This window comes from Streptomyces yaizuensis (assembly GCF_034961445.1).
GTDB classification, from domain to species: Bacteria; Actinomycetota; Actinomycetes; order Streptomycetales; family Streptomycetaceae; genus Streptomyces; species Streptomyces yaizuensis.
Genome location: NZ_LC735414.1, coordinates 69818 through 94981, shown reverse-complemented (window position 1 = coordinate 94981; position 25164 = coordinate 69818). Strand labels below are relative to the sequence as shown.

The 25164-nt window shown below is 70.4% G+C and carries 36 protein-coding genes; 7 read left to right on the top strand and 29 right to left on the bottom strand.

The window, feature by feature from the left end:
* Positions 1 to 25 precede the first annotated feature (25 nt).
* The 5 genes from SYYSPA8_RS37655 to SYYSPA8_RS37635 all read right to left on the bottom strand — a co-directional run bounded on the left by SYYSPA8_RS37655 (position 26) and on the right by SYYSPA8_RS37635 (position 3664).
* The gene (locus SYYSPA8_RS37655; protein WP_323451933.1) at positions 26 to 1066 is read right to left on the bottom strand and encodes a hypothetical protein; all 1041 of its coding nucleotides are present in this window, start codon (positions 1064 to 1066) and stop codon (positions 26 to 28) included.
* A complete protein-coding gene (locus tag SYYSPA8_RS37650; protein ID WP_323451932.1) occupies positions 1063 to 2154 on the bottom strand; it encodes a hypothetical protein in 1092 nt (363 codons plus the stop codon). The genes SYYSPA8_RS37655 and SYYSPA8_RS37650 overlap by 4 nt, the downstream gene beginning before the upstream one ends.
* Positions 2155 to 2292: 138 nt before the next feature.
* Entirely contained in the window at positions 2293 to 2862 is a 570-nt protein-coding gene (locus SYYSPA8_RS37645; protein ID WP_323451931.1) for a hypothetical protein, read from the bottom strand.
* A gap of 93 nt (positions 2863 to 2955) precedes the next feature.
* Positions 2956 to 3339 (bottom strand): hypothetical protein, encoded by a 384-nt coding sequence (locus SYYSPA8_RS37640; protein WP_323451930.1) that lies wholly within the window; start codon positions 3337 to 3339, stop codon positions 2956 to 2958.
* Positions 3340 to 3427: 88 nt separating this feature from the next.
* On the bottom strand, positions 3428 to 3664 hold the full coding sequence (locus SYYSPA8_RS37635) for a hypothetical protein (protein WP_323451929.1): 237 nt from the start codon (positions 3662 to 3664) through the stop codon (positions 3428 to 3430).
* 302 nt (positions 3665 to 3966) lie between these two features.
* On the opposite strand from SYYSPA8_RS37635, the gene SYYSPA8_RS37630 reads away from it, so the two are divergent.
* Positions 3967 to 4410: a hypothetical protein gene (locus SYYSPA8_RS37630; protein WP_323451928.1), complete on the top strand. Its 444-nt coding sequence runs from the start codon at positions 3967 to 3969 to the stop codon at positions 4408 to 4410.
* Positions 4411 to 4481: 71 nt separating this feature from the next.
* Here SYYSPA8_RS37630 and SYYSPA8_RS37625 read toward each other — a convergent pair whose 3' ends face one another.
* The 15 genes from SYYSPA8_RS37625 to SYYSPA8_RS37555 all read right to left on the bottom strand — a co-directional run bounded on the left by SYYSPA8_RS37625 (position 4482) and on the right by SYYSPA8_RS37555 (position 13578).
* Entirely contained in the window at positions 4482 to 4796 is a 315-nt protein-coding gene (locus tag SYYSPA8_RS37625) for a hypothetical protein (RefSeq protein ID WP_323451927.1), read from the bottom strand.
* Between the two features lie 23 nt (positions 4797 to 4819).
* On the bottom strand, positions 4820 to 5239 hold the full coding sequence (locus SYYSPA8_RS37620) for a hypothetical protein (RefSeq protein WP_323451926.1): 420 nt from the start codon (positions 5237 to 5239) through the stop codon (positions 4820 to 4822).
* A gap of 16 nt (positions 5240 to 5255) precedes the next feature.
* Positions 5256 to 5549, bottom strand: coding sequence for a hypothetical protein (locus tag SYYSPA8_RS37615; protein ID WP_323451925.1), 294 nt, complete (start codon positions 5547 to 5549; stop codon positions 5256 to 5258).
* A complete protein-coding gene (locus tag SYYSPA8_RS37610) occupies positions 5546 to 5857 on the bottom strand; it encodes a hypothetical protein (protein ID WP_323451924.1) in 312 nt (103 codons plus the stop codon). The genes SYYSPA8_RS37615 and SYYSPA8_RS37610 overlap by 4 nt, the downstream gene beginning before the upstream one ends.
* A 132-nt stretch (positions 5858 to 5989) precedes the next feature.
* Positions 5990 to 7066, bottom strand: a complete 1077-nt coding sequence (locus SYYSPA8_RS37605; RefSeq protein WP_323451923.1) for a hypothetical protein — start codon at positions 7064 to 7066, stop codon at positions 5990 to 5992.
* A gap of 127 nt (positions 7067 to 7193) precedes the next feature.
* Positions 7194 to 7904 (bottom strand): hypothetical protein, encoded by a 711-nt coding sequence (locus SYYSPA8_RS37600; RefSeq protein WP_323451922.1) that lies wholly within the window; start codon positions 7902 to 7904, stop codon positions 7194 to 7196.
* A gap of 138 nt (positions 7905 to 8042) precedes the next feature.
* The gene (locus tag SYYSPA8_RS37595) at positions 8043 to 9074 is read right to left on the bottom strand and encodes an MvdC/MvdD family ATP grasp protein (protein ID WP_323451921.1); all 1032 of its coding nucleotides are present in this window, start codon (positions 9072 to 9074) and stop codon (positions 8043 to 8045) included.
* Positions 9068 to 9346 carry a hypothetical protein gene (locus SYYSPA8_RS37590; RefSeq protein ID WP_323451920.1) on the bottom strand — a complete coding sequence of 93 codons (279 nt, stop codon included), beginning with the start codon at positions 9344 to 9346 and terminating at the stop codon, positions 9068 to 9070. Before SYYSPA8_RS37590 ends, SYYSPA8_RS37595 begins: the two co-directional genes overlap by 7 nt.
* Entirely contained in the window at positions 9346 to 9603 is a 258-nt protein-coding gene (locus tag SYYSPA8_RS37585; protein ID WP_323451919.1) for a hypothetical protein, read from the bottom strand. Before SYYSPA8_RS37585 ends, SYYSPA8_RS37590 begins: the two co-directional genes overlap by 1 nt.
* Positions 9600 to 10604 (bottom strand): CPBP family intramembrane glutamic endopeptidase, encoded by a 1005-nt coding sequence (locus SYYSPA8_RS37580; protein ID WP_323451918.1) that lies wholly within the window; start codon positions 10602 to 10604, stop codon positions 9600 to 9602. Before SYYSPA8_RS37580 ends, SYYSPA8_RS37585 begins: the two co-directional genes overlap by 4 nt.
* Before the next feature lie 68 nt (positions 10605 to 10672).
* Positions 10673 to 11548, bottom strand: a complete 876-nt coding sequence (locus SYYSPA8_RS37575; RefSeq protein WP_323451917.1) for a Scr1 family TA system antitoxin-like transcriptional regulator — start codon at positions 11546 to 11548, stop codon at positions 10673 to 10675.
* Positions 11548 to 12207, bottom strand: a complete 660-nt coding sequence (locus tag SYYSPA8_RS37570) for a hypothetical protein (protein WP_323451916.1) — start codon at positions 12205 to 12207, stop codon at positions 11548 to 11550. The genes SYYSPA8_RS37575 and SYYSPA8_RS37570 overlap by 1 nt, the downstream gene beginning before the upstream one ends.
* A 215-nt stretch (positions 12208 to 12422) precedes the next feature.
* Positions 12423 to 12662, bottom strand: a complete 240-nt coding sequence (locus SYYSPA8_RS37565) for a hypothetical protein (RefSeq protein ID WP_323451915.1) — start codon at positions 12660 to 12662, stop codon at positions 12423 to 12425.
* 8 nt (positions 12663 to 12670) lie between these two features.
* Positions 12671 to 13105 (bottom strand): hypothetical protein, encoded by a 435-nt coding sequence (locus tag SYYSPA8_RS37560; RefSeq protein ID WP_323451914.1) that lies wholly within the window; start codon positions 13103 to 13105, stop codon positions 12671 to 12673.
* Entirely contained in the window at positions 13102 to 13578 is a 477-nt protein-coding gene (locus SYYSPA8_RS37555; RefSeq protein WP_323451913.1) for an ATP-binding protein, read from the bottom strand. The genes SYYSPA8_RS37560 and SYYSPA8_RS37555 overlap by 4 nt, the downstream gene beginning before the upstream one ends.
* A gap of 210 nt (positions 13579 to 13788) precedes the next feature.
* Here SYYSPA8_RS37555 and SYYSPA8_RS37550 point away from each other — a divergent pair, with 210 nt between their 5' ends.
* Positions 13789 to 14982 (top strand): helix-turn-helix domain-containing protein, encoded by a 1194-nt coding sequence (locus SYYSPA8_RS37550; protein WP_323451912.1) that lies wholly within the window; start codon positions 13789 to 13791, stop codon positions 14980 to 14982.
* Positions 14983 to 15503: 521 nt separating this feature from the next.
* Complete coding sequence (locus tag SYYSPA8_RS37545; RefSeq protein WP_323451911.1) at positions 15504 to 16769, top strand: helix-turn-helix domain-containing protein; 1266 nt, start codon at positions 15504 to 15506, stop codon at positions 16767 to 16769.
* Between the two features lie 62 nt (positions 16770 to 16831).
* Here SYYSPA8_RS37545 and SYYSPA8_RS37540 read toward each other — a convergent pair whose 3' ends face one another.
* Together SYYSPA8_RS37540 and SYYSPA8_RS37535 are read right to left on the bottom strand one after the other, a co-directional pair.
* On the bottom strand, positions 16832 to 17347 hold the full coding sequence (locus tag SYYSPA8_RS37540; RefSeq protein WP_323451910.1) for a hypothetical protein: 516 nt from the start codon (positions 17345 to 17347) through the stop codon (positions 16832 to 16834).
* Between the two features lie 6 nt (positions 17348 to 17353).
* Entirely contained in the window at positions 17354 to 17758 is a 405-nt protein-coding gene (locus tag SYYSPA8_RS37535) for a zinc metalloprotease (RefSeq protein WP_323451909.1), read from the bottom strand.
* Positions 17759 to 18236: 478 nt separating this feature from the next.
* On the opposite strand from SYYSPA8_RS37535, the gene SYYSPA8_RS37530 reads away from it, so the two are divergent.
* On the top strand, positions 18237 to 18680 hold the full coding sequence (locus tag SYYSPA8_RS37530) for a hypothetical protein (RefSeq protein WP_323451908.1): 444 nt from the start codon (positions 18237 to 18239) through the stop codon (positions 18678 to 18680).
* A 64-nt stretch (positions 18681 to 18744) separates the two neighbouring features.
* On the opposite strand, the gene SYYSPA8_RS37525 is transcribed toward SYYSPA8_RS37530, so the two are convergent.
* From SYYSPA8_RS37525 to SYYSPA8_RS37500, 6 genes are all read right to left on the bottom strand, one after another.
* Positions 18745 to 18990, bottom strand: coding sequence for a hypothetical protein (locus SYYSPA8_RS37525; RefSeq protein ID WP_323451907.1), 246 nt, complete (start codon positions 18988 to 18990; stop codon positions 18745 to 18747).
* On the bottom strand, positions 18987 to 19232 hold the full coding sequence (locus tag SYYSPA8_RS37520) for a hypothetical protein (protein ID WP_323451906.1): 246 nt from the start codon (positions 19230 to 19232) through the stop codon (positions 18987 to 18989). Before SYYSPA8_RS37520 ends, SYYSPA8_RS37525 begins: the two co-directional genes overlap by 4 nt.
* A 167-nt stretch (positions 19233 to 19399) precedes the next feature.
* On the bottom strand, positions 19400 to 19810 hold the full coding sequence (locus SYYSPA8_RS37515; RefSeq protein ID WP_323451905.1) for a hypothetical protein: 411 nt from the start codon (positions 19808 to 19810) through the stop codon (positions 19400 to 19402).
* On the bottom strand, positions 19803 to 20261 hold the full coding sequence (locus SYYSPA8_RS37510) for a hypothetical protein (protein ID WP_323451904.1): 459 nt from the start codon (positions 20259 to 20261) through the stop codon (positions 19803 to 19805). Before SYYSPA8_RS37510 ends, SYYSPA8_RS37515 begins: the two co-directional genes overlap by 8 nt.
* A 397-nt stretch (positions 20262 to 20658) precedes the next feature.
* Positions 20659 to 20877 carry a DUF397 domain-containing protein gene (locus SYYSPA8_RS37505; protein WP_323452008.1) on the bottom strand — a complete coding sequence of 73 codons (219 nt, stop codon included), beginning with the start codon at positions 20875 to 20877 and terminating at the stop codon, positions 20659 to 20661.
* Between the two features lie 5 nt (positions 20878 to 20882).
* Complete coding sequence (locus SYYSPA8_RS37500; protein ID WP_323451903.1) at positions 20883 to 21749, bottom strand: helix-turn-helix domain-containing protein; 867 nt, start codon at positions 21747 to 21749, stop codon at positions 20883 to 20885.
* 455 nt (positions 21750 to 22204) lie between these two features.
* Here SYYSPA8_RS37500 and SYYSPA8_RS37495 point away from each other — a divergent pair, with 455 nt between their 5' ends.
* The 3 genes from SYYSPA8_RS37495 (at position 22205) to SYYSPA8_RS37485 (ending at position 24379) form a co-directional block, all read left to right on the top strand.
* The gene (locus tag SYYSPA8_RS37495) at positions 22205 to 22633 is read left to right on the top strand and encodes a hypothetical protein (protein WP_323451902.1); all 429 of its coding nucleotides are present in this window, start codon (positions 22205 to 22207) and stop codon (positions 22631 to 22633) included.
* Between the two features lie 74 nt (positions 22634 to 22707).
* Positions 22708 to 23460 (top strand): class I SAM-dependent DNA methyltransferase, encoded by a 753-nt coding sequence (locus SYYSPA8_RS37490; RefSeq protein WP_323451901.1) that lies wholly within the window; start codon positions 22708 to 22710, stop codon positions 23458 to 23460.
* A 22-nt stretch (positions 23461 to 23482) separates the two neighbouring features.
* Positions 23483 to 24379 carry a protein kinase domain-containing protein gene (locus tag SYYSPA8_RS37485; RefSeq protein WP_323451900.1) on the top strand — a complete coding sequence of 299 codons (897 nt, stop codon included), beginning with the start codon at positions 23483 to 23485 and terminating at the stop codon, positions 24377 to 24379.
* 167 nt (positions 24380 to 24546) lie between these two features.
* Here the strand turns inward: SYYSPA8_RS37485 and SYYSPA8_RS37480 are convergent, their stop codons facing one another.
* The gene (locus tag SYYSPA8_RS37480; RefSeq protein ID WP_323451899.1) at positions 24547 to 25038 is read right to left on the bottom strand and encodes a hypothetical protein; all 492 of its coding nucleotides are present in this window, start codon (positions 25036 to 25038) and stop codon (positions 24547 to 24549) included.
* Between the last annotated feature and the right edge of the window lie 126 nt (positions 25039 to 25164).

The following is a 25164-nucleotide window of genomic DNA, read 5'->3' as shown; positions in this document are numbered from 1 at the left end:
GCAGACGGCCGGCCCCGGGGAACGCCTACTTCACGGGCCGGACGTACAGCCGGCCCGTTTCTTCGCGGGTCGGAGGCGTCGCCTCGCGTTCCGCGTAGTCCGCCCGGACCCGTTTCTCATCGAGCCGCGACGACGCGCCTGTGAAGTAGAACCGCCATTTGCCGTACGGGCCTGGCTTTCGCCCGCCACCCGTGGCGACTTCCCGCCAGAAGTTCTTGAGCTTCTTGTGGCGGGATTCTTCATCCCGATGGGCGCAGTACATTCCCAGGGCGGTTTCGACCTGCGGATCGGTCATCGCTATGTGGCTCTGCGCGCCGCGCACCCCGGTGCGGGCGTCACGGCCCCAGCAGCGCCGCAGCCACGGGCAGCCGTCGCACACGTAGCTCAGGCCGGGCCCGTGCTCGTCCCTCGGCGCGAAGTCCGGATCCCGGGCGAGCCGCTGGATCTCCCACACCCGCTCCCAGACCTCCGCGCGGAACGCGGGCCCGAACTCCTCGACCACCACGGCGTGACAGCCGGTCGACCGGTCCAGGTACAGCCACACCACCCAGCGGGCGTCCTTCGCCAGCGCGTACCCGCCGACCTGCTTGCGGTGCTCGGGGCTCTCGCCCCGTGTCAGGACCCGGTCCAGTTTGTGTTCGCCGACGGTCTTCAGGTCGATGACCGCACGCGCGGGCTCCCACCACAGGTCCGTTGTCCCTGGGACGCCGCGCGCGCTCCCGTCCTGGAGAACGACCGGGGCCTCGGCGGCCGCGGGGCCCGGCAGGACGTGCGCGAGTGCCGGCAGCAGGATCCGGTGGACCGCGGTGCCCAGGTTCGCCGTGCGGTGCTCCCCGGCGACCAGGTCCGGATCGGTGGGTTCGGTGGCGGCGAGCCGGTAGGCGGCCTGCCTGCGGCACCCGCCGAGTCCGGACATCGTCAGCGCGAACAGGCTGTCGCCGCGAGCGGTCTGGTGCTCGGCGGTGACGTGCGCGAAGGCTTCGCCGACGGCCCGGTCCACGGCGGCCGCCACGTCGTCCGCGCTGCCGAACACGGTCTCCGGCTGTCCGGGCTGCTCCTCGGTCATGATCGGGTTCCGTTCAGGACGCAGGTCTCCCTGTGCCCGGTGCCGGCCATCACGTCCGCGAGGGGGCAGCCGCACGGCAGGTCACCGGCCACAGTGGCAGGGGTACCCTCGGGGCCGGCGGCCTTACCCTGTGCCGCCGCGCGCACCATGTCCGCGACGGCGGCCTCCTCCGGGCCCCACAAGGTACCGTCGGCGCCCTGCGGGACGCCGTGGTCCTGGCGGGCGGTGACGGTGCCCTGGACGACCACGGGCTCCAGCCGCTTGAGCGCCAGGTCCCCGGGATGCTGACGGGGCTCCCCGGGCAGGCCCTTGACCGCCTCCTCGGTGATCATCCGGGTCAGGACCTGCCGCAGGGACTCGCCCTCACCGGCCCAGGCATCGAGCAGGACGAGGTTGCGGTCCCAGATCCCGCGCAGCCCTTCGACGCCCTGGCCCTTCTGGACGGCGAGCCCGGCTTCCTCCAGGACCCGCAGCACCTCGGGGCCGATCTCCTCTCCGGTGTGCCAGCCGGCCGTCTCCTCCCCGGCCGGGTCGGTGGAGAGGTCTTCGGTGTCCATGCCGAGGATGATGTGGGGGGTCCACCGGTTCGCCGTCGTGGTGGTCCAGCGGGCGACGAGCATCGCCTTCGGCTGCTTCTTCCACTCCTCGTTGCGGTCGACCAGGCCCAGACGCTGCGCGTCCAGGATGCTGTAGGTGACCTCGTACTTCCGGTCCTCGCCCGGCCGGCGGATCCAGCCGGTGCACTCGGTGTCGGTGACGTCGAAGTCGTAGGTGATGCCGTGGCGCAGCCACAGCGCCCGGATCAGGACGGCTTTCTTCCCGACGACGCCCTTGACGGTGTACAGCTCGTGGAGGGCGACCCACATGGGGATGTCGAGGGCGCGGGCGGCGAAGGAGACGGCGATGATCGCGTCCGGGTTGTTGAAGTAGACCGGGGGGACCATGCCGCCCCGGGAGCGGGCGAGGATCGAGGCGAGCTGGACCAGTTCGGTGAGGGTGGTGGGTCCGTCGTAGCCGGAGATCACGCGCCGGGTCAGGGCCTGCGCGGTGTCGCCGCCGGGGGCCGCGAAGCCTGGTGGTGTGGACATGGCTGTACGCTCCTGTGATGCCGTGAACCCGCTCTTCTGGGGGTTCGGGTGTGGTTGGGGTCCTGTGGCGCCGGTTACCAGGCCGTGAGTGCGCCGCAGGGCCCTCCGCAGGACCGGTGGGGTCCTGTGTCGGGTGGTCTAGTCGATGAGTCCTTCCTGCCTGCCGAACGCCTCCAGCCGGTGCCGGTCCCAGCCGTGGACGACGCCGTAGGCCAGCTGGTAGGTGGGTACCTCGACGCCGTCGACCAGTTCGGTCGGGGCGGAGCCGATCACCACGTCCGGCGGGAGGAACGTTCCGCGTCGGCGCCGGTCCCGCAGGGCGGTGTCCGTCATGCCGAACAGGTCCATGACCTGCCGGGTGCCCAGGTACCGCTTGGGGACGGAGGTCCAGCGGGCCATGAAAGCGGCCTCCTGCGCCTCGGTGAGACGGTCTTCGTTGCGGGGGCGCCCGAGTTCGCTGGGTACGGGTGTGCCGCTTTCGGTCAGGAGGCCGCGTGCGGTGAAGAACCCGGTCACACGGTCGGGGTCCCAGCCCAGGGAGATCTTCCCGGCCGTGTCCTCGTCGCCCACGATGACGTCCGGGCTCAGCATCCGGCCGGACGCCTCCCTGAGCCGGATCCAGAGCGTCTGCTTCGGGTCCTTGCCGAGGAGTTGGTTCATCTGGCCTCGGTCCCAGTAGTACTGGGTCCTGTGCCGTCGCGGTGCCATGGGCGGGTGGTCCTCTCGTCGTCCGGTCGTTGCAGTTCACCCTAGTCACCACTCCCACTCAAAGCTAGCTTGAACGTTCATTTATGGTGTTGGTCACCCGACGCCGTACTCGACGGTCAGGCAGGCCCCGCAGTACTCCTCGCCGAGCTGCACCAGCCCTTCGCAGCCCGCACCGTACAGGCCGCCGCAGTCGCGGGGGGCCGGGATGGCGCACGCCTCGAAGTCCGGCGAGGCGGCGTCCTGCTGGAGCTGTTCGTCGTCGGCCCAGTGCGCGAACTCCATCCACCCGGGATGGAGTTCCCCGCCGCCGGCGGTGAAGCTCAGGCGGATGGGCTGCGGCAGTTCGACCAGTCCGTAGCCGCAGGTCGCGCACTCGGCGTCGGGGTCGTGGGCGCTGACCGTCTGCCGGAGGATCGCCCAGGTCTGCTCGCCGATCTCCCGTGGGGTGATCGGGTTTCCGTGGTTCACCGTGCTCATGCCGTCCAAGCTCCTTCCGGTGGGAAGACAATTTGTCTTCCCACGCCCTCGGGGCCCGCACCCGGTGGGGTGCGGGCCGGGGCGGGGGTCAGAGTTCCTGGCGGCCCACGCAGGGGCAGAAGGTGAGGTTCAGGAAGGCGTCCTGCTGTGCGGACTCGTGGAGCAGGAGAGCGGTGATTCCGGCCAGGCCGGCCGCCACGCCCCATTCCGCCTCGGGGTCCTTATTGCCGCAGTCCGGATCGCGGTGGAAGAGGACGGCTTCCTGGTCCATCCCGATCTCGTTCTGGTAGGTGAACTTGCGGTAGTAGACGGTGGCGATACTCATGGGCGTGTTCCGTTTCGAGGCGTTTTGCATTTGATCTTGTACTTTAAGCCTAGCTTTTGAAGTACCTGAAAACTAGTTTGAACGTCCATTTTTGACGTGGGGCGGATCACACGGCCCCCGGCGTTCCGGACCGCTGACCAGGGCAAACCCGACAGGAGGGCGCCGCGCGAACCGCACGGTGGTGTGGCCGGGATGAGTTCACCTGTACGGGTGAGTGCGGGCCGTACGGCTGCGGCAGGTGAAGCCCGCCGGGAGGATCGGCGGCGCAGCACGCATCCCCACCGTGGAAAGGACTCACGCGCATGCGGAAAACCGCCGCCCTCCTCACCCTTCCCCTGGCCTTCGTCACGTGCCTCGGTCTCGCATCGGCCACCAGCGCCGCACCCGGGAACACGCCCGCCCGCGCCTGCGTGCAGGTCGTTGACCTTCGCACGGCGCCCGGCGTGAACATGGACGTGATCAATCAGATGGCGAGGGCTCTCGGCCTGGCCGAGGCGCCCACGGTCGTGGGCGGAGCGTGCAACCACGGCATCCGGACCGATGCCAACTCCCCCGCGACCTCGTATCCCGGACGGGGCCCCGTCGTCCTGCGCACCAGTGAGTACGCCCCGCGCCAGCAGTACTGCACCGACTCCGTCAGCATGGAAGGCAGTGCCCAGATCCCCGGAACGGACATGCGCCCCGTCCCCGGCCTGATCGTGTTCGGTTCCGGCTGCACGGACGAGTTCAACCCGCTGCTCGTCTGACCCCGCACCCCCTGGACATCCAGGGAGTGCTACCGCCGGACGGTCTGCTTCACGCGCCCGCACCGCTGGTGTCATCGCCCTGATCTCCTGACGGTGACGCCCAGTTCGCGGAGCAGGACGTCGAACGAGCCGGTGTCCGGGATCCACTCCCAGTCGATGTCCTGCTCCCCGATGCCCCGGGTCCAGCAGAGCATGAACGCCCTGCTGCTGGTTCGCGGGTCGGAGCACAGGTTCCTGGCCGCTTCCTCGGTCGTGATCCACAGGACCCGTGTGCGCGGGGGCCGGGTGTTCCGGCTCGCGATGAACACGGCCACCTCGTCCGGTGTCAGGGTCCCCGGCGGCACTGCTGCCGGGGACCCTGCCGGGAACTCTAGCTGGAGCTGCACGGCGTCGTCTTCCTGTCAGCCGCTCAGATCCCGCGCCGCCGGCGGTGCTCGGCGAGCACCTGGCGCAGAACGTGGTCGTACTCCAGCGCCACCCCGTACGGCGACGCCGCCGGCCGCGTGGCGCGCTCGTGGTCCCAGATGTCCAGGAACACGGCCGAGATGAGGTCCGCCGTCGGCTCGCCGAGTTCGGCGTACCAGGCGGATTCCATGAGGCAGGCGCCGGCCAGGCCCATGCCCTGCTGGAGGCGGGCGGCGTCGGACACTGCCGGAGCGGCGTCGACTGCCGCGACCTGGACGACCATGGGGCCGCTCGGGACGAACACGGCCGCCCAGGTGGTCACGTGGGAGAACTGCTCCCACTGGTAGACGCGCAGGACCCGGCCGGTCGTCGTGTTGCCCTGGTGGGGGAAGGTGATGAGCTGGCCTGTCGTGACCTGATACATAAAGACCTCCTGAATGCTAATTTGAACGTTCATTTTGCGTGGATGTCCGACGCCTGCGGTCCGGCACATATCCGGCTCGGACCCGGCGGGTCGCCTCGCCGATCGCCTCGCGGGCGCGATGCACGCCCTCGACCGGTTCACCGTTGAGCGTCCAGCCCGCCCGGCGGGTCCTGACCAGCCGGAACGGTTTCCCGTCCGGGCCGACGGTCACGTAGCGGCCGGGGGCCTGGTTCCACCAGAAGCACCGCCAGGCGCTCCAGCCGGACAGCCATGGCCTCTGCACTCGCCGGAGGGTGATCTGCTCGCTCACCGGGCGCCCTTGTCCCGGCTCCGGTCGTTCATCCACTCGCGGATCGCGATGAGATCCGTGAGCAGGCTCTCGAAATCCGTCTCGTCCAGCTCGCAGATCAGTTCGCGGCCGTCGTGGACGAGGCGGAGCTGCGCGACCTTGGCGAAGGGGTCGTCGCCGATGCCGGGCCGGCGGAGGAACCGGGGGTTGCGGCGGCCGAGTTCGGTGAGGGTGCTGCCGTCGCGGTGGTACAGCCAGCCGCCCGAGAGGACGACGCCCCCGAGTTGGTGGAGCTGGATGTACCAGCGTTTCTTGCGTGGGTTGATCACGCCGTGTCCTGGGGTGGGCACTGTGCCTCCTGGGGTGGTTGGTGGTGCTGGGTAACGAGATCAGTCTAACTTTCAGAGTCATTGAAAACTAGTTTGAACGTTCTTTTTGTCGTGGTGTGGATCACCTGCACCTCAGTCTGCGGGGAACAACTCCCCCTGGACCTGCTCCGCCCGGCGGGCCTGGGTCTCGCGCCGCGCCTTCTCCACCCGCCCCTGCTGCCGCAGATGGGCCATCCACCGCCGTCGCAGCCGCGTCCGGACCAAGGAGACGTCGTCGCCTTCCCGTGTCAGCTCGAAGATCCACCCATGCAGCATTTCCCGCCACCGCTCCGTCGGCGCTCCCAGCAGGCGGTAGCCCAGGCTCTCCAGTCGCCAGGGGAGCAGGAACTGGGCGAGGTGCCCGAGGCACAGCACCTCGTCCACCCTTTCGTGGCCGTCCAGCCCGACGCGGACCTTGCGTTCCCTGTGCCGCCCCCATGCTGGCCCCGGCTCGCACATGGCGCAGTCGGAGTCCGGGCGGGTGGCGCCCAGCAGCCGCATGGTGCCCGCGGTGAGCGCGCCGTGCAGCCCGTAGCCGCGCTCCAGGTGGTTGTGCTTCTCCCACTCCCGGTTGTGGTGCAGATACCCGCTCGGCGGCCGCGCGGTGCCCATCAGCTCGGCGCCCGCCGGGTAGGGGCCGCCGCCCTTCGGGCGGTCCGGGTTCCATCGCCGCCAGCGGTGCCCGAAGGCGTGCAGCTCCCAGTAGCCGGGCTCCAGCTCGCGGACCTGGATCTCCGTCGCGAACGGGACGGGGACCTCGGTGTACGGGTGGCGCTCCCACGCCTGCCGGGCGAGCGTGCGGCGCGCGGCCTCCTTCGCCACCAGGGCAAGGGCCTTGTCCCTGCTGGGCAGGGACTCGCCGTCGTTGACGTGGTCGCCGTTGTTGGCGGCGTGCCGGATGTAGAAGTGCGATCTCGGAAGCCGGTAGGCGGACCATGCCTCGCACAGCCCGGGGGCGCCGTCGATGGTGCAGCTCCACGACAGGCCCTGGACGTCGTAGAGGAAGCCGCCGAGGTTCACGACCTCACCTCGGGCCGTCCACGCCCGGCGCTTCTCCTCCTCGGTCCAGGCCGCGCGGGTGCCGTCCCGGTTGAATCCCGCCGGGCCGAGGGCGTTGTACACCTCGGGACCCACTTCGGCTTCCGTCAAGATCCGCTTCTCCGATGCCATGGACTACCTCCTTGAGGGCAGGGAAAGTTACTCCTTCCATTCTACCTTTCATAGCTACAAAAACTATTTCAAACGTTCTTTTTTCATGGTGGTCCGGGAACGGGCACACCCACCCCCGGACCCTTCTTCACTCGCCGGTCGGCTCCGGCGCCAGCGGCAGGCCCATCAGCATCCGCAGCCGCGCCGACTCCTCCGCCCGGAACACGGCCGCGTCCCGCATGTCCAGCTCCCGCAGCGCCGCCATGTACTCGAAGAAGCCGTCGCACTGCTTCCCGCTACCTGCCCCGAGGAGATCCCGCAGCGCCGTCTCGGCGATCTCGTCGTAGTTGGCGGCGAGTCCGGACTGCATCCAGTGCGCGGCCATCTCCCGGGCTCCCTCGGTGGACACCGCGCCGGTCATCGACCCGCGCTTGAGCATGACGACCCCGGCCGCCGCCTTCGATGAAGCCGCCGGCATGCAGCCGAGCGTGGTCGCCGCCCCCAGCATCCCGCCCTCCACCAGGCGCCGGCCCTCGGCCGCCTTCGACATCGCGTTCCCGAGAAGCTGCTGGGCGGCACCTCCGTCCATGCCCAGGTCGAGCAGGGCGACCAGCATGTCCGCGTACGCCGCGCAGGCGTGCAGGTCGGTCGCGGTCTGCATCACGTCCGGCGCGGGCGCGTACCACTCCAGCGCTCCCCACGTCAGCAGGCACGTCGTGTGCGGGTCGTCGTCACCGTCCAGCCGGCGCATCGCCCTGATCCAGATGTCCGGGTTGCCCTCGGCGCTGTCGGTGTCCTCGTCCCAGGGCCGCGTGCGGGCGGAGACCACACGCGGCTTCCTCTTCTTGTCACGACCCATAGACAGAGCGTAGCGGCCCATGGTGTGCGGCACCCCCTTGCGCCAGGAGAAGGGGCAACCGCACCCACGGGCCGCCGGGACCTGGCCGGTCCGGTGGTCTGCCAACCCACGAATCCGGCCGGGTCCTTCTCACCGTGGTCAGGTACCTCCCCGCCCCGGGCCCGGGGCCCCGTTGGTGAGGAAGTGGGCGAGCGCGTCGGTCACCGCCAGGCCGGGCGGGTCCTTCTGGAGCCAGTCGTACTGCCCGGCCGGATTCAAGTCGACCAGCCAGTACTGGCCCTCACGGTCCACGACGAGGTCGAGCGCGGCGTAGTGCAGGGCGTAGTGGGCCATCAGCCGCAGGATGCCCGTATGGACGTCGCCGGGGACGGTGGTCCTCTCGTAGGTGAGGCTGGTGATGTCCGCGCGGAAGTCCTCCCGGGCCGCCGGGCTGTGGGCGTCGATCCGGGCCGCGAACAGCTCATCACCGACGACGACCGCTCGGATCTCGTGGTCCTTCTCGATCCGGTGCTGGAGCTGGTGGGCGCCCGCGCTGACCCTGCTGTCCAGAGCGGTGGCCTCAACCCGCTGGGTGAAGAAGATCCCATGCCGGGGGTCCGGCGCTCCGTCGGGGCCGGTGATCGTCGGGGTGGTGAGGGACTTGCAGACGACGCCTTCGGGCGCGGCGGCCGCGAACCGGAACGCGCCGCGCGGGCTGTTGCCGATCCAGGTGTCGGGGACGGCGAGCCCGCAGCCGGCGGCCCGCGCGAGGACGTCGGGCTTGAGCTGCGCTGCCCGGGTGCGGACGGGGTGGTTGACGTGCAGGCAGTCCAGTGCGGCGAGGGTGCCGGCCAGTCCGGTGACCGCCTCTGCTGTGACCCACCGGTGCTGTTCGGGGGTGAGGCGGGGGTCGGTGATCTGTGGGGTGCCGGGGTGCCACCACAGGATGGAGCGGATCGTGTCCAGATCTGCGGTCCGGCCCCGGGCGGTGAGGGTGCTGCTGATCCGGCCGTCCCGGTACACCGCGTCGAGGACGACCCGGCGGGGAAAGTCCGCGAGATCGAAACGGATCACCCGCGTTCCCAGGGCGTCCAGTGCGAGGACGAGCCGGTCCGCGGTGGTGTTGGTTTCGGTGGTGATCACGCAGACCGGGCCCTGCCGGCGGGCCTGCGCGGAGCTGGGTGTCAGCACAGGTAGTCCTCCCAGCTCCCGGAGGGCGGCTTGGGGTTGACGTAGTCCCTGTCGCTCCCGCTCGCGTCCCCGCCCCAGGAGGTGATGGTGACGGCGGTCTCCGGCTGCACCAGGGCGTAGGGGGTGGTGCCGTCCGGGAGGACGGTGAGCTGCCGTCCCTCGTCGTAGCGGCGGTCCGGCACGGCGCCGGCCGGGGCCGGGGCCGGGGCGCGGACGGTGAACAGGGACAGCGCCAGCGCCAGCACGGGTGTGCGTTCTGCGGTCCGCATCATCACAGCGCCCCCGCCCCGCCGGCGGGGAGGACGTCGCAGCCCTCGACCTCGCCGATGGCCATCCCGCTCGTGGTGATCGTGACAGGGCGGCTGGTGTCGTCCGAGAGGACGCAAGGGGTGCCGTCCGCGAGGACGGCGAGCTGCCGCCGCTCGTCGTAGTGACAGCCGGGCGCGTCGGCGTCGGGCGCCGGCGCCAGCGGTGACGGGGGGAGGCCGTGGAACAGGGACAGCGCCAGCGGCAGCGTCGGAGTGGTCATCGCAGGCTCCGGTGGGTCTTCGCGGTCGGATCGGGGGTGGCGGTGGTGCCATCGCCGGGATCGTCCGGTGCGGGGGTGGTGGCGGCCCGGTAGACGGCGTGGATGGCGAGGGCGAGGATCGCGGCGATAGCCGCGACGGGGACGGACGGCTCCAGGTCGTACAGGATGTGGATGGCGATCAGCGGAACCAGGCCCCGGCAGCGGACGTAGAGCAGGACCGCGACCAGGCCGATGACGATCTGGGCGAGGGCCGGGGTGCCGAGGTATCCGTGGCCGAGGACCCGTACGGCCACCACCAGCAGGGTCCACTCCCAGACGGGCCGGCGGGCCTGCCGCAGCAGTGTGATCACCGCCGCCGTCACCACCAGCTCCTCCACGACGCTGGTCCACACGATGCGCGCGGTGAGCAGCAGGGGGTGGGGGGTGTCGCCGAGGCCGAGGAGGACGAGTTGGCTGCCGGGGGTGGTGGGCCCGTAGCCGTCGAGCCCGGTCGCGAGCCGGCCGGTGGCGACGAACGCGGCCAGGGCGAGCGCGGCGGCGAGCCAGGCCGGGGCCCAGCGCGGGCTGTGGCCGAGGGGGGTCTCGAACGCGTCGGCGCTGATGCCTCGGGCGCGGATGATCTCCCAGGTCAGCCAGGCCATGAGGATCGCGGCCGGGAGGCGGGTGCTGACGCCTCCGTGGGCGGGGACGACGCTGTCGACGGTATGGGCGAGCACGAGGGTTAAGACCAGGGTGTGGAGCCGGGCCTGCCGGCGGGTGTCCCGGGCGAGCCGGGCTTCGACCCGCTGGCTGAGCCACCATCCACCGGCGACGCCCGCGAGCAGCGTGATCGCGTGGGAGAGGAATCCCGTCATGACCGGCGGCGGGGTCGCACCGAGGGTGGTGGAGAAGACGAGGGTCGACCGGTAGAGGGTGGGGCCGGCGGCGACCGCGATCAGGCCGAGGGCATCGCGGTAGGCGCGGCGTGGTTCGTGGCGGCCCGGGAGAGGGCGGCCGTTCATCGGTATCACAGAGGGCTTTCTGCGGTGGAAGGCCCCGGGGCGGGCCCCGGGCCGGTCGGTCGGGGCGGTCACGGGGTGTAGGAGGTGACGGCGCCCCGCAGCAGGCTGGCGCTGAGCAGCGGGGTCCTGGCCTCTGCTTCCAGGGTGGTGAGGATGGTGTCGCGCTGCGCGGCCGCGCGTCCGGTGGAGTACGCGGCCGCCGCGCCGGTCTCTTCCGCGCACAGGTATCGGCAGGAGCCGAGGCTGAGGGCGGTGAGGATGCCGGCGGGGAAGGCGCGCAGGCCGAGCGGAACGATGCGGATTTCGACCCAGGGGAGCGAGGAGAGGTGGGTGAACTGGGCCGCGATGGCGGCCCGGGTCGTGGCCGTGTGCCGCCACAGGACGGACTCGTCCAGGTAGAGCGTCATCGGCCGGTCGTCGTCCGGGCGCCGGCGGCGGGCCTCCACGGCCTCCGGCGGCGGGGCGTCCCGCACGACCTGGGCCTGCCACCACAGCCGGGAGTAGGCGGTGGTGTGGACGGGGTGCGGCAGGGTGGTCGCGCTGTAGACGGTCGTGCGCTCCGCTTCCGCCTCGCACCAGGCCAGGCGTTCGTACCAGCCCGGCCCGTCGTCCACCGCGGTTTCTCCGTACGACCTGTCGAGGAGGGACGTCAGCGCGGGCCAGTGCAGGTCCGCGCGTGGCAGTTCGTACAGGTCGAGGAGTCGGGTGAGGTCCCGGGGGGACGGCGGCTTGACGCCGCCCTCGATGCCGGCGAGGCCGGCGGCGGTCGTGCCGAGGGCCCTGGCGGCATCCGCCAGCCCTAGGTCTTGGGCGCGGCGGGCCGCGCGCAGGATCGTGCCGGTGACCACGGCGGCGGTCCCGGCGATCGGGACGTCGTCATCAGGGTCAGCCGGGTGCCGGCGGAAGACCTCCGGCCCCGTCGTGTCGGGTACTGCTGTCGCCATCAGGCCGCTCCCCGCTCACGCTCGTCGCGCAGGTCCACGCGGGTGCAGCCCTGAAGCACCACCGCGATCTGCACGGCCAGGAGCCACGGCATCCGAGCGTGCGTCAGCGGGACCGTCAGATCCTTGCCGGTGTCCACGGGCGGGCCGTCCCCGGCCGGCTCGTAGATACGGCCGGTGAAGCCGAAGATGATCGGGTACCGGACCCGGACGGCGGTGAACCCCCGCTGAAGCTCGGGGCACAGCTCGATCGCGGCCTGCGCGCACCGCCGCTCCGTGCACAGCGGCGGCCGCACGGTGACCTCGTCCTCCGGGACGCTGCCGGTGGAGCTTGTGCTGCCGGGGAGGAGGAACAGAGTCCCGCCCCGCTCCGGGACCACGCTGGCCGGGCCGCCGCAGACCTGGCACAGGTTCCCCGTCATCGCCGCACGCTGGCGGGCCGGATGGATGAGCAGAAACCGGGGTCCGCCCCGCTCCCGTTCCGGCAGGTTTCGCAGGCCCCGGTGGAGCAGCACGCCGGACGGGCTGCGGTCGGCCGGCGTCTCGTCCACGTAGGCGAGCCGCCCCCGGTGGACGCGGAGGGGAAGCGGCAGCAGGTTCTCCTGGCTGCCGGGAGTGATCCAGGGCACCACGCTGTGGCGGGCCCGGACGTTCGAAGACACAACAAACCTCTCTGGTTGGTGAATCTGGGTGTGGCGGGGTGGCCCGGGACGCGGAGCGGGGGACCGTGTGCCGCGTCCCGGGCCGGGCGCTCCCCGGGGGTGGGAGCGCCGCTCCTCCCGGCCGGCCCGGCAAGGGAAGAGGGCCAGTGGGCCGGAGAGGAGTCAGAAGAGGGCGTCCCCGCCGGGGCGTAAGGGCCGCCGGGGATGCCCCCGGTCTAGGAGACGACGCGCCAGAGCATGGTCACGGTCCAGAGCACGGCGCCGAGCGCGCCCGTGCCGACGAGGGAGAGCATCACGAGGCCGAACCCGAGGGTGCGGATCGCCGCGTCATGGCGTTGCTGCACGGCGCGGTGGAAGCTGCCGCCGTCCTGGATCGGGACATTCGGCGTCGGTGGGACGTCGGGCGGGGCGGCAGCGGGTAACCAGGACTCCGTCCGGGGGATGCTGCTGTTCACGGGGGTCCTCACGAGGGGATGGAAGGGGCGGGGCGGGGGGTCCAGGTGTCCGGGGTCGGGCCGGGCCGGTAGTGCGTCAGGACGTGCCGCAGCAGCACTTCGCCGACGCGCAGGAGATCGGTGCGCGGGAGGCGGACCCACCAAGGGCTCGGGGCGGCGGCATCCGGCCGCCAGCGGCCCATCGGCGGCCGCGGGACCGTCTCCCCGGCGACGCAGCGGCCGTAGAAGTGCGGCTTCCAGCGGGCGTGGGCCCCGGGAGGGACCAGCCAGTACAGCCACGCCCCGTCGGTCCAGACCGGGCCCGAGGCCCGCTGGGGATGCAGCCGCTCCAGGAGGTCCAGCGCGGTGTACGCGGCCGCGTCGGCGGACGTGATCACGACGTCGCCGTCGAGCAGGAGGCCGGGCACGGGTCCGGTGCAGACCTCGGCGCACAGGGCCGTCATAACGCGCCCTCCGGTTTCGGCAGGGTCAGTTCGCACCGGACACCCCGGCCGCCGGCCGTGAGCCGGACATCGGCCGCGACCGCCCGCACGATGTCCAGGCCCCGGCCGCTCTCCGCCAGCAGCCCGCCGGGCGGCTGCCTGCCGTCGAGGGTGACCGGCCCGTCGCCGATGACCTCGATCACCAGCCAGCTCCCGACCCGGACCCGGACGACGAAATCCGGGCCCTGGCCATGGGCCAGCGCGTTGGTGACCAGCTCGGTGATCGCGATGTCCGCCGCGCCGACCAGTTCCTCTTCCTCCAGGCCCCACCTCCGGAGCGAGGCGCGCACGATCCGTCGTATCTGCCCCGGACGGCGCGCGTCGTCCGCGCTGAGCGGACTGCCGGGCGGCGTCGTACGCGGGCAGGCGCATTCAAATCCGCGCTCCGGGCCCGGGAGCCGGGACGGGCAGGGCGAAACCGTGCTGAGCGACATGAGGGTGCCTCCATCACGACCGGGGAGGAAGAGGAACGCGGAGCCTGCCGGCAGACGCGTCCCCTGCGCATCAGGACCACCAGGGCCCGATGGCGTGTAATCAGGTAACTACGCAGCGAGCGGGATGGCTATCACATGTCTTTCACAATGGCCTTGCACAGAGCCGGACTTGATAGCCACAGGCGGGCACTCGTGCCTGACACTGGTGACATGCACGCTGCCAACACGAAGGGAGCCGTCGGCGAAAATGTCGGCACGCTCCGCAGAACACTCGGGTGGACTCAGTCCAAGCTCGCCCATCGGGCGAACGTGTCCCTGTCCCTGCTCACCAAGATCGAGATCGGCGATCGTGCCTGCACACCGGCGACGGCCGCCGCGCTCGCGTCCGCGCTCAGCGTCCCCCTGCCCGTGCTGTACGGCACGCCGCAGGTGAACACCGATTCGGCGGAGCAGATCACCGCGCTGCGCTCGGCGATCCGGCGGTACGACCAGCCGGAGGACATGCCGGCCGACGCGCACCAGCTCGACCGCGACATCAGGAATGCGTGCGACCTCCGCGCGCACACCAAGTACCAGGACCTGCTGGCCGTCCTGCCAGACCTGATCAGCCGTACGACCGCGCACGCCCACCACGCCCAGGACCCGGAGGCGTGGATGCGCCTCATCGAGGTCTACGGCTGCGCCTACACCCTGGCCGGACGCCTCGGCCACCCCGACCTCGCCGAAGTCGTCGTCGCCCGCCAGGAATGGGCGGCGTCCCGGACCTGGCTGCCCGTCGGAACCGCTGTCGCCGACTGGGGCAAGGCCGGCGCCTACCAGTCCGCGGGGGACTACGCGGGCGGCATGGCCGTCGTGGAACAGGCCATCAGCAAGATGACAACCGGCCCCCAGGCCGGCGGCGACAGCCCTGCGTCGCTCGTGGCCCTGGGCAGTCTCCACCTCCGGGGGGTGGTCATGGCGTCCCGGGCCCGGGACGCACGCGCCACTGAGGACCATGCCCGGTACGCCCGGCGCCTGGCCAACCGTCTCGGCACGGCGGACAAGCTGATCCACAACCTGACCTTCGGCACGGGGAACACGGCCCTTCATGAGCTGGCCGCCTGGGTCGAGCTGGACAAGCCCCGCAAGGCGGCCAAGATGGCCGCCGAGATCGGCGACGCGGAACTCCCCGGGCTGACACCGACCAGGGTCGGGCACTTCCACATCGACTCCGCGCGCGCCCACCTCGCGGCCGGCGACCGCGAAGCCGCGCTCCAGTCCCTGCAACGCGGAAGGGAGATCGCCCCCGAGATGCTGCGGGTCCACCCGATGTCACGGGAAACCGTACGGGTTCTCCTGTCCCTGCACTTCCGGTCCAACGCCTCACTGACATCCCTGGCGAAGTGGGCAGGGATCGGCCGGTAGAAAGAGAGACGGGCGGCCTTGCACGCTGCCGTGTGCCGGGCCGCCCGGACACCCCACAGTACCCGCCTAACGACACCAACAAGAGGGCTTCGAAGCCGAATTACGCGGACGACAGCCACGGACGCTGGCTGTGCTGCGGGCGGGAGAACGCCTGAAGACAAAATGTCTTCCCGCCCCCACATCCCTCGGCTCCGGCCTACCGACGGCTGGCCGCTCACGACCCCGCGCCCTGTTCGCCGACCACCACGCCCGGCGCGAACCGCGATCCCCACGCCCTGGAGTGTTCGACCGCAACTCGTATGGGCCACGCGGGTCTCGCTACCGGGGGTGTGTCGTTCTCTGGCCGGGTAGAAGTCCACCGTGGCGGTCACCCGGGCACAGGGCAGGATCATGCCGATCACCGGAGCCTCCTTCTTCTCGGCGGGGCAGGAGACCAGTCAAGCGATTTGCGTGAGGATTTGGATCTGCCTGGCGATCTGCCAGAATCTGCCAATAAGGCAGATTGACAAGGGAGTTGATCTATGCATCCCGGGCAGCCATTACGTATCGGCGCGGCGATCAGGGAGGCTCGGCAGGAGCTTGGCTGGACTCAGAAACAGCTGGCCCACAGGGTCAATGAGCTGCGCGGATACGAGAGCGGCGGGTGCAGCACCAACGACGTCTACCGCTGGGAAAGCGGAAGACGCACTCCAATGCATTGGCTCCCTTTTCTGATCAAGGTTCTCAATATCGACGTGGGTGCGCTGGCCGAGCCGTCCTCCCCCACACTGGCGGAAGTGGCCCAGCCTCAGGAACAGGAGTCGCCCGTGGACCGCAGGGAGTTCATAACGGCCAGTACCGGCGCCATCGCCGGAGTCCCCCTCGATACATCCCCCACGCGAGGCCGCAGGGTAGGCGGAGCCGATGTCGCCCGCCTCCGCCGTGGTCTGGTCGACCTCCGCCGCGTGGACGACTACACCGGAGGCGCAGCTACCTACCCGCTCGCTGTTGCCACGATCCAGCGCACGGAAACCCTTCTTCGGAGGGCTAGCTACGCTCCGGCGACAGAACAGCAGTTGCTGGCCGTCCTGGCGGAGACGCACCAGTTCACTGCCTGGACCGCATTTGACGCCGGCAAGATGGATGAGGCCAAGCAGTTCGCGAGGCGGGCGTCGGCAGCCGCTAACCAGGCTGGCAACACCGTCCTGGCGGCGTCCGCCCTGTCAGAGCTGTCGTACCTCACCGCGTCGGGAGACTCCCCACGAGAAGCAGTGCAGATGGCCCGTGCATCCCTCGCCCTGGCCCCCGTGGACGCGCTGCCCGCCGTGCGGGTGGTTCTCGCCGACCGGCTAGCCTGGGCCTGCGCACGCACCGGGGACGCTTCCGGCGTGGACCGGGCCGTCGGCCTTGTCGATGACCTGCACGACCGTCGGGACGCCCGGGAAGACGAAGAGCCCGACTGGGTCTACTGGATCAACCGCGACGAGTCACAGATCATGGCCGGACGCTGCTGGGCCGAGCTGCGCTACGCCCGACGTGCAGTACCTACGCTGGAGTCGACCACCGTGCCGTACGACGACGCACAGGCGCGCGAGGCTGCCCTCTACCAATGCTGGCTGGGCGGCGCCCACTTGGATGCTGGTGACGTCGACCAGGCGGTGGCCGCGGTGACCCAGGCAGTCACCCTGGCCAGAGGCACCGACTCACCACGCACTGATGTGTGGGTCTCCGGCATACTCCAGAGAATGCAGCCGCATAAGAACGCCCCTGGCGTGCGGCAGCTCCTGGAATACGCCGGAGATGCCTGACCCGCTCCCGGCCGTGCGCCCGTCCGACCCGGTGCGCCCAGCGGCCTGAAGACAATTTGTCTTCAGGCCGCTGGGGGAGGGTGACCACTCACCAGTGCCCAGTGTTCACCCACGGTGCTGTCGGCGGGCTCTCCCGGGGCCCGCTTCGTGGCGGGCACATCCAGGTTTTCGGCAGGCCGCGGTTGAGCCTCCGCGAGAACGGCGCGGCCATCCCGGGCCTCCCGCCACGGCACCGTCGGGAACACGTAGCTATGCCCGATGTCCAGCAGCGGATCGCCTGCGGCCTGAGTAACGGTGATCACCCCCGCCACCGTGCCCTTGAAGACGCGGCCGACCCGCACCTCGTACCGCTCGGACGGGATCCCCGCGATCGTGCGCGTGCCCAGCCGGCGCTGCACGGTGCCGTGCCAGACATCGTCGGCGGCGGCCGCGACCTGGCGGTCGTCGTCCGGATCGTGGAGTGTGACGGCGTCGAACACCGTCGCCTGGGGCTGGGTCAGCCGGTCATAGACGGTTACGGCCACAGTCCCTACGACGACGATGGCGGCGGCCGCGCCCGCGATGAGACGAACTCGCATGTCAGCTCAGCCCCACAATGCCTTGTAGTTGCGGCGGTCGCGGGCGGTCGGCCAGCCGTTGGCGGCACCGTCCCGCAGGCGTGGCGCCATCAGCGTCGGGCCGCCCCGGGCTGGGTCCTTGTGGCAGAAACCCAGAGCATGCCCCAGTTCGTGTGCGGCGATCTGCCGCCGGTCCGCCTTGTTGCCGTGCTTCTTCCCCCGGCCCACGTAAGCACTGTTGAGAGCGAGGGTGTCCGTTCCCGGGAGACCGATCCACGCGCCGCCGACGTTGCGCCACTCGCCGTCCGTGCGGTTCACGTCCGCCCACTCCAGATCAGCGATCCGGGCGGCGTCGTCTTCGGGGAACCTGATCTTCCTCAGACCTCGTCCGCTCCACGCGGCTATCGCGTGCCGTCGCGCGTCGTCGTACACGGTCTCGTCTTCCCAGGAGACTTCGCCGTCATCAACTGACGAACGCCCCCGCGAATCCCGCCCCCCGCCGACACATAACGCCGGCGCCGCCGCAAGGGCAACAGCCTCACTCAACCCCAGCACGGTTACAGCCGCCATGAGCAGGGCAGCCCAAGGCACCCACCGCGCAACTCCCGTCCCAGAAGACCCCACAACCTGCGAACGAACAGGCACCCACAAGGACACGGCCCTAACTGCACTGCCATGTAGGCGCCTTGGGTCTCTCCTCCTCCGGAACCCGTGCGCCTACACTGGACCAACCGGTCCGTGTCCAGGAGGAGGTACCTCGGTGGTTCTGCCGACCGGCCCGTCCGCGACGAGGCCCCGCCCGCCGGACTGGCCACCCAAGACACCTCCGCCGCCGAAGAACCCACCATCGCCCCCCAACCCGCCGCCCGTCCCACCGGCGGCCGCCCACGGCGCCCGGGGCCGGCGCCTCATGGCCAACCGCCCCGGGGCGGCATGGACACTGGAGTCCCAGCCCTGGAGCGCCCCGAAGGCGGCCCGCCTGGTCGACCAGCAGCTCGCCCAGTGGGGCGCGCAGGGGCCCGGCACGACAGCCGAGCTGGTGACGCTGCTCGTCGCCACCGCAGTGGCCGACGGGGGCCGGCGGGTCAGCCTCCACCTCGCGGAACAGAACGGTGCGGCCCTCGTCCTCGCCCTCAGCCACCAGCCGACCCCGCCGCCCCTGGATGACACCGCCCTCAGCAGGCTGCGTACCCTCGGGGCACTGAGCTGCGGGACCGAGACCACGATCCACGGCAGAACCGTCTGGGCCGTCGTGGCCCTCACGCCCCAGAACCGGCCGCCGAACGCGGACCGCAGGTTCCCGAAGCCGCCGACGGCTAACCGCCAGACCGGAGCCCCGCGCCGCCGGACCTGACTCGGCGGCCGACGGTGTCGGAAGACAATTTGTCTTCCGACACCGGACCTCCGCAGGGAGGTTGTCAGGGTGAGGGGATGAGCCGGACCGCCGTGATCTTGAGGACGCTCGCGCTCACGTAGTACACGACCAGGACGTCAGCGATAACCGCATGCCGCCGGTCCTTCTCCCCGTTGATCTCCTTGGACCGGTGTCCGTACGGATCCTGGCCCAGCGTCCGGGACATCGCGGCCTTGAACTGATCGGGCGCCCGCATCTGCCGCAGCGTGTCCTCCGCGACGGACCCGTAGTCGATCCGGTACCTGCTCACGCCGCCCCCTGCTCCTCGGCCGCCAGCCGGGCGAAGATCTCCTCGTCCGCCGGCTCCGAGGCGATCTTCACGATCCACTCGCGAAGCACATGCTCGACCGTGTGCACGTTCGCTGCGAAGACCTCGTCCAGGAACTGCTGCCGCTGCTTCTCCGGCAGCGCGTCGCGGACACCCGCAACTGTCGCAGGTACCTCAACCCGCTGCCCGCCGTGGGTTGTCCACAGCGTGTCCCCTTCAGCCACTCCCGTTCCCTCTCTCCACGGTTCCCAGTCCGTCCGGCCTCAGCTATGGCGCCGAGCGGCTTCCGCACGTCACCGTAGTCGCAGCCGGCCGGGCCTGAGCAGCACTTACTGCGGAGACCAGGAGCGCCCGGAAGTGGACAGGGGCACAACAGCCGGGACGCGCGCCCCTACTCGGTGCGCTTGCTCCACGGGCTGAAGGTGCGGCGCACGGCCAGCTCCGGTCTGAACGGGATGTCGCTGCTCTTGCTGCCGATCCGGCCGCCGGTGTACTCCAGTTCGTTGTCCCGCGTGCGGAAGTAGAAGATGCCGTCGCCGCGCTGCACGGCGCTGATCGTCTCTTCCAGCTGCTCCAGTTCGTCCGTGTCGCCGGGCCCCCAGTCGTACTCGTCCCAGTAGATGCCGCTGATCCACAACCGCACATTCCCGGGGGAGATGGCGGCGACGATGTCGGTCGCGGCGTCCCCGCTGGCGAGCAGGACGAGGAAATCTTCGGTTTCGAGCAGGTGCGAGTGGTAGGTGGTGGTGGCCGCCTTGCGGAAGATGTCCCGAACGGTCCGGCTGTCATCACCTTCAGCCACAGGGGTTCTTCTTCGGTTCCCCGGCGCCCCAGTTGCCGTACCTCATCGTTCCGTCCACCTTCCCCGAGACCCTGAAGTACACCCGGAACGTACCCCTCTGACAGTTGATGTCATGGGTGCGCAACACGTATTTCTTGCCCATCTTCACGGGCGAGAACGACTGTGTCCGGTTCCTGGTGGCGTTCTTCCAGCCGCGCTGGGTCTTCTTCTGGAGCTTCGCGTCGATGACCAGCCTGCTCAGCCCTTTCGTGCCCTGGCACATCGCTGACACCTTGGCCAAGATCACCTTTCTGTCCCGCTTCTTGCCTTCCCCTTTGGACTCGTGGGGGGCCATCGGCTTGGCTCCGCACGCGCCCTTTCCCGTCGCCGGTGCGGCTTCCGAGGCGACGGCCGGCGACGGGGCGGCAACGAGGGCGAGCACCACGGAAGCGGTAGCGAGGGAACGGAGCACAGGTCTCTCCCTTGATGTTCGGGGCATTCGGGTGGCACTCATGATCAGACATACCGTCGGCTGACCGGCGGGCCTTTGCTGCCGCTTGACCACCGCCCGGGAGCGCGAACCGTTGGCCCGCGCCCCGGGTGTGCGCCGTCCGATCACGCTCTCGGGGATGGGTCAGAGTGGCCAGGTAACGGGGGCGGGCCCCCTCGGGGGTGAGTTCGGCCACCGAGCCGGCGGCGAGGGGTTTCACCCCTAGCACCGTAACCAGGCCAGATCGGGGCACGGGCCCTCGGAGCGATGCCCGTACGGGCATCTGCCGTAGTGCGCCCTGAGTCTCGCCGGGGCATCGGCCTGGCCAGACCCAGGCCGGGCCGATGCCGGTCAGGGGCGGGCTCCGTGGGCGCCGCTCCTACGTCGAGGGCCGACTCACGATCTGATGGGTGAACGAGGACCAGGCAGCCAGAGCAAAGGTGAGGTGCGGGTCGTTCTCTGTGTTCCGTTTGGAGTCGCGGATGTGGACCGCGCCGGGCTGCGGGCAGGCTTCCACGCAGTCCGTGCCGCCTTCGCTGCTGTAGGAGGATTTGAACCACTGGCCGTACGGGCGGACGTTGCCGGTGTGCGTGTTGATGGTGATCAGACCTCTCGTGCGTACTTTTCCAGGAGAGCCGGGGTCTCGTGGTCGGGGAGAGCCCCGCGGGCGAGGAAGTCGAAGCGGCGGGCGAACTGCTTGACCACCTTCGGCTTCGACACCACCTGCATCGTGTGCGACACCGTGCTGACGGCCACGACCGGCCCGGGAAGGGCCTTGCGGTCGAAGTCCAGCACGGTGAACCCGCCGGATGTCACGCGGTAGGCCGGAGCCGAGAACGGGATGATCCGCACCGTGACGTTGCGCAGTTTCGACAGCTCCGCGATCTCCGCGTACTGCCGGCGCATGATGCCGCCGTCCCCGACGACGTTGCGCAGCGCGGACTCGTCCATGAGGCAGACGAGTTCGACGCCGTGCTCGGTGATGAGCCTCTTCCGGTTCGCCCGCACCTCGACCGAGCTGTCCACGAAGTCCGTCGTGCGTTCGTCGGCGGCCTTCGCCGACTCGATGAGCGCACGGGCGTACTCCTCGGTCTGGAGCAGTCCGTACACGACGCTCGGGCACCACGGGCTCACGATCCGGGCACCGGACTCGAACCCGAGATACGCGGGCATCCCCGAGGGGAGGACGGAGGTGTTCGGTGTCCACCAGTCATCGCCCTTGGCGTTCTTGTACCAGTCGAGCAGCAGCTCCTGGCCCTCGAAGCCGACGCCGTAGGCGGTGAGGAGATCAGTGAGCTGGCCGATGCGGCGGAAGCCCGTGGTGCCCTTCTCGATGTTGGTGATCGTCGACGGCGCGCAGCCCGCTGCTTTCGCGGCCTGCTCGCCGGAGAGCCCGGCTCCGTCTCGCAGCCGGGTGAGTTCGGCTCCCAGCATGATCCGCAGGAATGTCGCCCCGGTGTTCGCCGCCATCCAGCCGCCTTCCTCCGGTTGCCTCGGCCGGGCCGTCGGCGCTGATGACAATGCCGCCGGTTCACCCCGCCCATGCCCCGGTGCAGATTGTCCGGACCCCGGTTCACCTCCAGTCATATACCGATCCGTCCTGGATCACAATTGGGCCCACACTTTCGATTGCAATTCAAGTCGGCCTGGGTGGAACGTAGTTGATACCGGACCCGCCGGGTGGTGAGACGACCGGGGCAGCCGTCACGAGCCCGATGGGAGCCTGCGCCTCCGCCCCACCGGGGAGGCCGATACCGCGCTGCGCGGCCCCGTCCGGCCTCTGGCCGACCCGGCTAACGCCTACGCCTGACCGACAACCGGCGAAGGACATCGCGCCCGCCCGGGGGCTACATGCTCCACCCAGCAGGGCGGAGCAACCGCACAGGCCCTGCACCACAGGGCGACCTCAGGAAAGGGGAAGGCACATGAGCGTACTGCCCTTCGAAACGGGCGGCACCCTGGTCCGCTACCGGGTGCTGACCGGCGAGAACGACGACCCCGGGCGCCGGGGTAACAAGCGCCTCGTGGCCCGTTCCGAGTGCGCCCTCCGCTGCCCGGACGTGGCGAGTATCGAGCGGACCGTCGAAGCGTTGCGGTCGTCGGACCAGCAGCTCAAGGCCCGCCCGGAGGGAGAGAAGTTCTACGACTGGATCAGCACGTATGTCGAGATCGACCCGGCCGTGCCCGACGGCGGCAGTGTCCTGTTCGGTGTCGCCTGGTACGACGAGGCGTACTTCGCGCAGAAGTCGCAGGCGTTCACCAACGGCATGCACCAGCACATGTTCAAAGCCCTGGGCATCGCCCCCGACGCGATCGAAGTGACCCACTGGCGTGAAGCGGCCCCCGCCGCCTGACGCGCCCTTCGGGGGGACCCGGCCGCCGCCGGGTCCCCCCGTTCTTTCACCCCAGCCAATACGAGGGAGCGGACGTGGAGGAGTTCGACCAGCAAGCGGCACGGTGGGACCAATGGGCCCCGCACTACGACCAGCTGGCCACCGGGCGCCTCCCGCAGCGCGATGCCGCCCGGCTGCTGGAACTGGCCCCGGACGGACCCGCCCTCGAACTGGGCTGCGGCACGGGACTGGTCGCCCTGGAGCTGGCCCGCCTGGGAGCGGACGTCACCGGACTGGACGCCTCACCGAAGATGGTCGCGGCGTTCAACACCAAGGCCGAGGCGGCCGGCCTTCCCGCTCGTGCCCTGCTGGGCGACATGACCCGCATCGGCCTCGACCGGCACTTCGCGCTGGTGTTCGTGGTCGCGTCAACCCTGTTCACCCTCACCACCCAACAGGGGCAGGTCGCCTGCTTCCGCGCGGCCGCCGGGCACCTGCGCCAGGGCGGGGTGTTCATCGTGGAGGCGGAAGTGCCCGCCTGGCACCCCGGCGCCCGCCAGGCCGTGTCCGTGCACGAGGTGGGTGACGGACACGCACAGTGGTCGGCGATGCTCCACGACCCCGTCACCCAGGTCGTCCGCGCACAGGAAATCCGCGCCGACCACAACGGCGCGCGCCTGCTCCCGCTGGTCACCCGCTACGCGTGGCCCGGCGAACTCGACCTCATGGCCCAGCTCGCCGGGATGCACCTGGTCCTCCGGCACGGGGACTGGGAGGGCGGTTCCTTCAACGCCGGCAGCCGGCGGCATCTGAGCGTCTACACTCTCGACCCCTCAGACGACCGCTAGCGCACCAACCGGACGGGCTCCTGTGACCGACTCTCTTCACACCACCGCACATCATCTGATCGCCCGCGTGTGGGGCGAGGAGGCCACGGGCCGCCTGATTGCCGACCGGCGCGGCACCTGCCTGTGGCGCGTCGAGGCCCGGTCCGGCCCGTACGCGCTGAAGATCACCGTCCCGTGCACCGATCCGCAGGGGCACGTGGAATCCGAGCGCCTGGCCCTGGTGGAGGCCGAAGTGCTGACGGCCATGGGGCCTGTCGCCCCGCCCGGCCTCTACCAAGGCCACGGCCTCCTGCCCGGTGGCCCGGCAGCGGGGTCGTGGCTGGCCCTGCGGTGGGTACGGGGCGAGGACGCGGAGACCGCGTTCGCCAAGCTCCGCCCCTCCCCCAACCGCGCTGCGGCCGCCTCGTACGCGGCGGCGATGTGCGAGGCCGTGGCCGACCTCCACACGGGTGGCTGGCGCCATGGCGATCTCCAGGAAGTCCACTTCATCCTGGACGGCACCCACGCCCACCTCCTCGACTTCGCTATGGCCCACGCCCCCGACCGCACCCCGGGCAACGGGCCCGTGGTCTACCGGGGCGCCTACGACTGGTTCATGTCCCCCGAGCTGGCACACGCCCGCCTGACCACCACCCCCGCCGACGACCTGCCCCTCACCACCGCCTCCGAGGTGTGGTCACTGTGCGCGGTCCTCTACGCCTGCTGGACCGGCACCTATCCGATCAGCACCCGCGACACCACACAGAGCACCCCCGAACTGCGCGCGGAACTCGCCCGGGGCCAGGTCAAACCCTTGACGAGCACACGGCCCTGGCCTTTCGCCGCATTCGAGGAGATCATCACCAGCGGGCTACAGATCGACCCGGCCCGCCGCCCCACCGCCCGCGCCCTCCAGCACGCCTTCGAGAACCTGATCTAGCGAGCGGTCGTCACGCGTATCCAGCTCCGCGAATTCACGCTGCCGTTACCCAAGGACTGGGGCAGACGGGTACGGCCCGTACATGGCCTCACCACGCGACCTGACAGGGCCCGGGAGACAGTTGTTCTTCGAGGACTCTGCTCGGCGGCCACGTCGACCGCAGGAGGTCAGCCGGCTGGGGGAAGGGCGGTGATGGTGGCGCCGTCCAGACGCTGTTCCGCGTCCGCCGCGTGGGCCTTGCAGGCGAGGAACGAGGTTCCGGACGTGTGGCTCACCGTTGCGGTGACTGGTTCCGCGCACGCGGTGTCCATCCGGTCGTAGTCCCACGAGCGCGTGCAGCCGGCCGCGGTGCACCAGGTGCGGTTCCCGCTGGAGCGGAGGGTGGGGCCGTGGTCGGGGCACACGCCCCACGGCACGGTGCACAGGCGCGGGTCGCGGGCGGTCCGCGCGCGGGCGAGATCACCAGCGACCGTGTCGAGGACGTCATGGGCCCGGCGGAGGGCTTCGGTCGCGTCTTCCAGGCGGTGGGCGATGTGCCGGATGTCCTCGGTGCCGCGCAGCCGCTCGTGCACGTCCTGGATCCGGGCCCGAACGGTATCTGCGTCGGCCATCAACGCCCGCAGTTCGGCGGGGGTCGGTTCCTGAGCTTCGGATGCCACGGGTTCCTCTCGGGGCGGATGGCCGCCGGAAGACAATTTGTCTTCCGCGAGCGACGCACGGGCTGGTGAAACGCCAGAAGGTCCCATCCGCGAGCGGATGGGACCCATGGGCCTTCGAACAGGCAG

Coding starts and splice junctions, on each gene's coding strand:
- SYYSPA8_RS37635 (WP_323451929.1), bottom strand. CDS start 3,664: ATGAGTATCGCCACCGTCTACTACCGCAAGTTCACCTACCAGAACGAG.
- SYYSPA8_RS37540 (WP_323451910.1), bottom strand. CDS start 17,347: ATGCGAGTTCGTCTCATCGCGGGCGCGGCCGCCGCCATCGTCGTCGTA.
- SYYSPA8_RS37580 (WP_323451918.1), bottom strand. CDS start 10,604: ATGAACGGCCGCCCTCTCCCGGGCCGCCACGAACCACGCCGCGCCTAC.
- SYYSPA8_RS37620 (WP_323451926.1), bottom strand. CDS start 5,239: ATGTATCAGGTCACGACAGGCCAGCTCATCACCTTCCCCCACCAGGGC.
- SYYSPA8_RS37630 (WP_323451928.1), top strand. CDS start 3,967: ATGCGGAAAACCGCCGCCCTCCTCACCCTTCCCCTGGCCTTCGTCACG.
- SYYSPA8_RS37640 (WP_323451930.1), bottom strand. CDS start 3,339: ATGAGCACGGTGAACCACGGAAACCCGATCACCCCACGGGAGATCGGC.
- SYYSPA8_RS37605 (WP_323451923.1), bottom strand. CDS start 7,066: ATGGCATCGGAGAAGCGGATCTTGACGGAAGCCGAAGTGGGTCCCGAG.
- SYYSPA8_RS37500 (WP_323451903.1), bottom strand. CDS start 21,749: ATGGCGGCGAACACCGGGGCGACATTCCTGCGGATCATGCTGGGAGCC.
- SYYSPA8_RS37530 (WP_323451908.1), top strand. CDS start 18,237: ATGGCCAACCGCCCCGGGGCGGCATGGACACTGGAGTCCCAGCCCTGG.
- SYYSPA8_RS37585 (WP_323451919.1), bottom strand. CDS start 9,603: ATGACCACTCCGACGCTGCCGCTGGCGCTGTCCCTGTTCCACGGCCTC.
- SYYSPA8_RS37550 (WP_323451912.1), top strand. CDS start 13,789: ATGCACGCTGCCAACACGAAGGGAGCCGTCGGCGAAAATGTCGGCACG.
- SYYSPA8_RS37650 (WP_323451932.1), bottom strand. CDS start 2,154: ATGTCCACACCACCAGGCTTCGCGGCCCCCGGCGGCGACACCGCGCAG.
- SYYSPA8_RS37645 (WP_323451931.1), bottom strand. CDS start 2,862: ATGGCACCGCGACGGCACAGGACCCAGTACTACTGGGACCGAGGCCAG.
- SYYSPA8_RS37575 (WP_323451917.1), bottom strand. CDS start 11,548: ATGGCGACAGCAGTACCCGACACGACGGGGCCGGAGGTCTTCCGCCGG.
- SYYSPA8_RS37600 (WP_323451922.1), bottom strand. CDS start 7,904: ATGGGTCGTGACAAGAAGAGGAAGCCGCGTGTGGTCTCCGCCCGCACG.
- SYYSPA8_RS37545 (WP_323451911.1), top strand. CDS start 15,504: ATGCATCCCGGGCAGCCATTACGTATCGGCGCGGCGATCAGGGAGGCT.
- SYYSPA8_RS37655 (WP_323451933.1), bottom strand. CDS start 1,066: ATGACCGAGGAGCAGCCCGGACAGCCGGAGACCGTGTTCGGCAGCGCG.
- SYYSPA8_RS37555 (WP_323451913.1), bottom strand. CDS start 13,578: ATGTCGCTCAGCACGGTTTCGCCCTGCCCGTCCCGGCTCCCGGGCCCG.
- SYYSPA8_RS37590 (WP_323451920.1), bottom strand. CDS start 9,346: ATGATGCGGACCGCAGAACGCACACCCGTGCTGGCGCTGGCGCTGTCC.
- SYYSPA8_RS37560 (WP_323451914.1), bottom strand. CDS start 13,105: ATGACGGCCCTGTGCGCCGAGGTCTGCACCGGACCCGTGCCCGGCCTC.
- SYYSPA8_RS37495 (WP_323451902.1), top strand. CDS start 22,205: ATGAGCGTACTGCCCTTCGAAACGGGCGGCACCCTGGTCCGCTACCGG.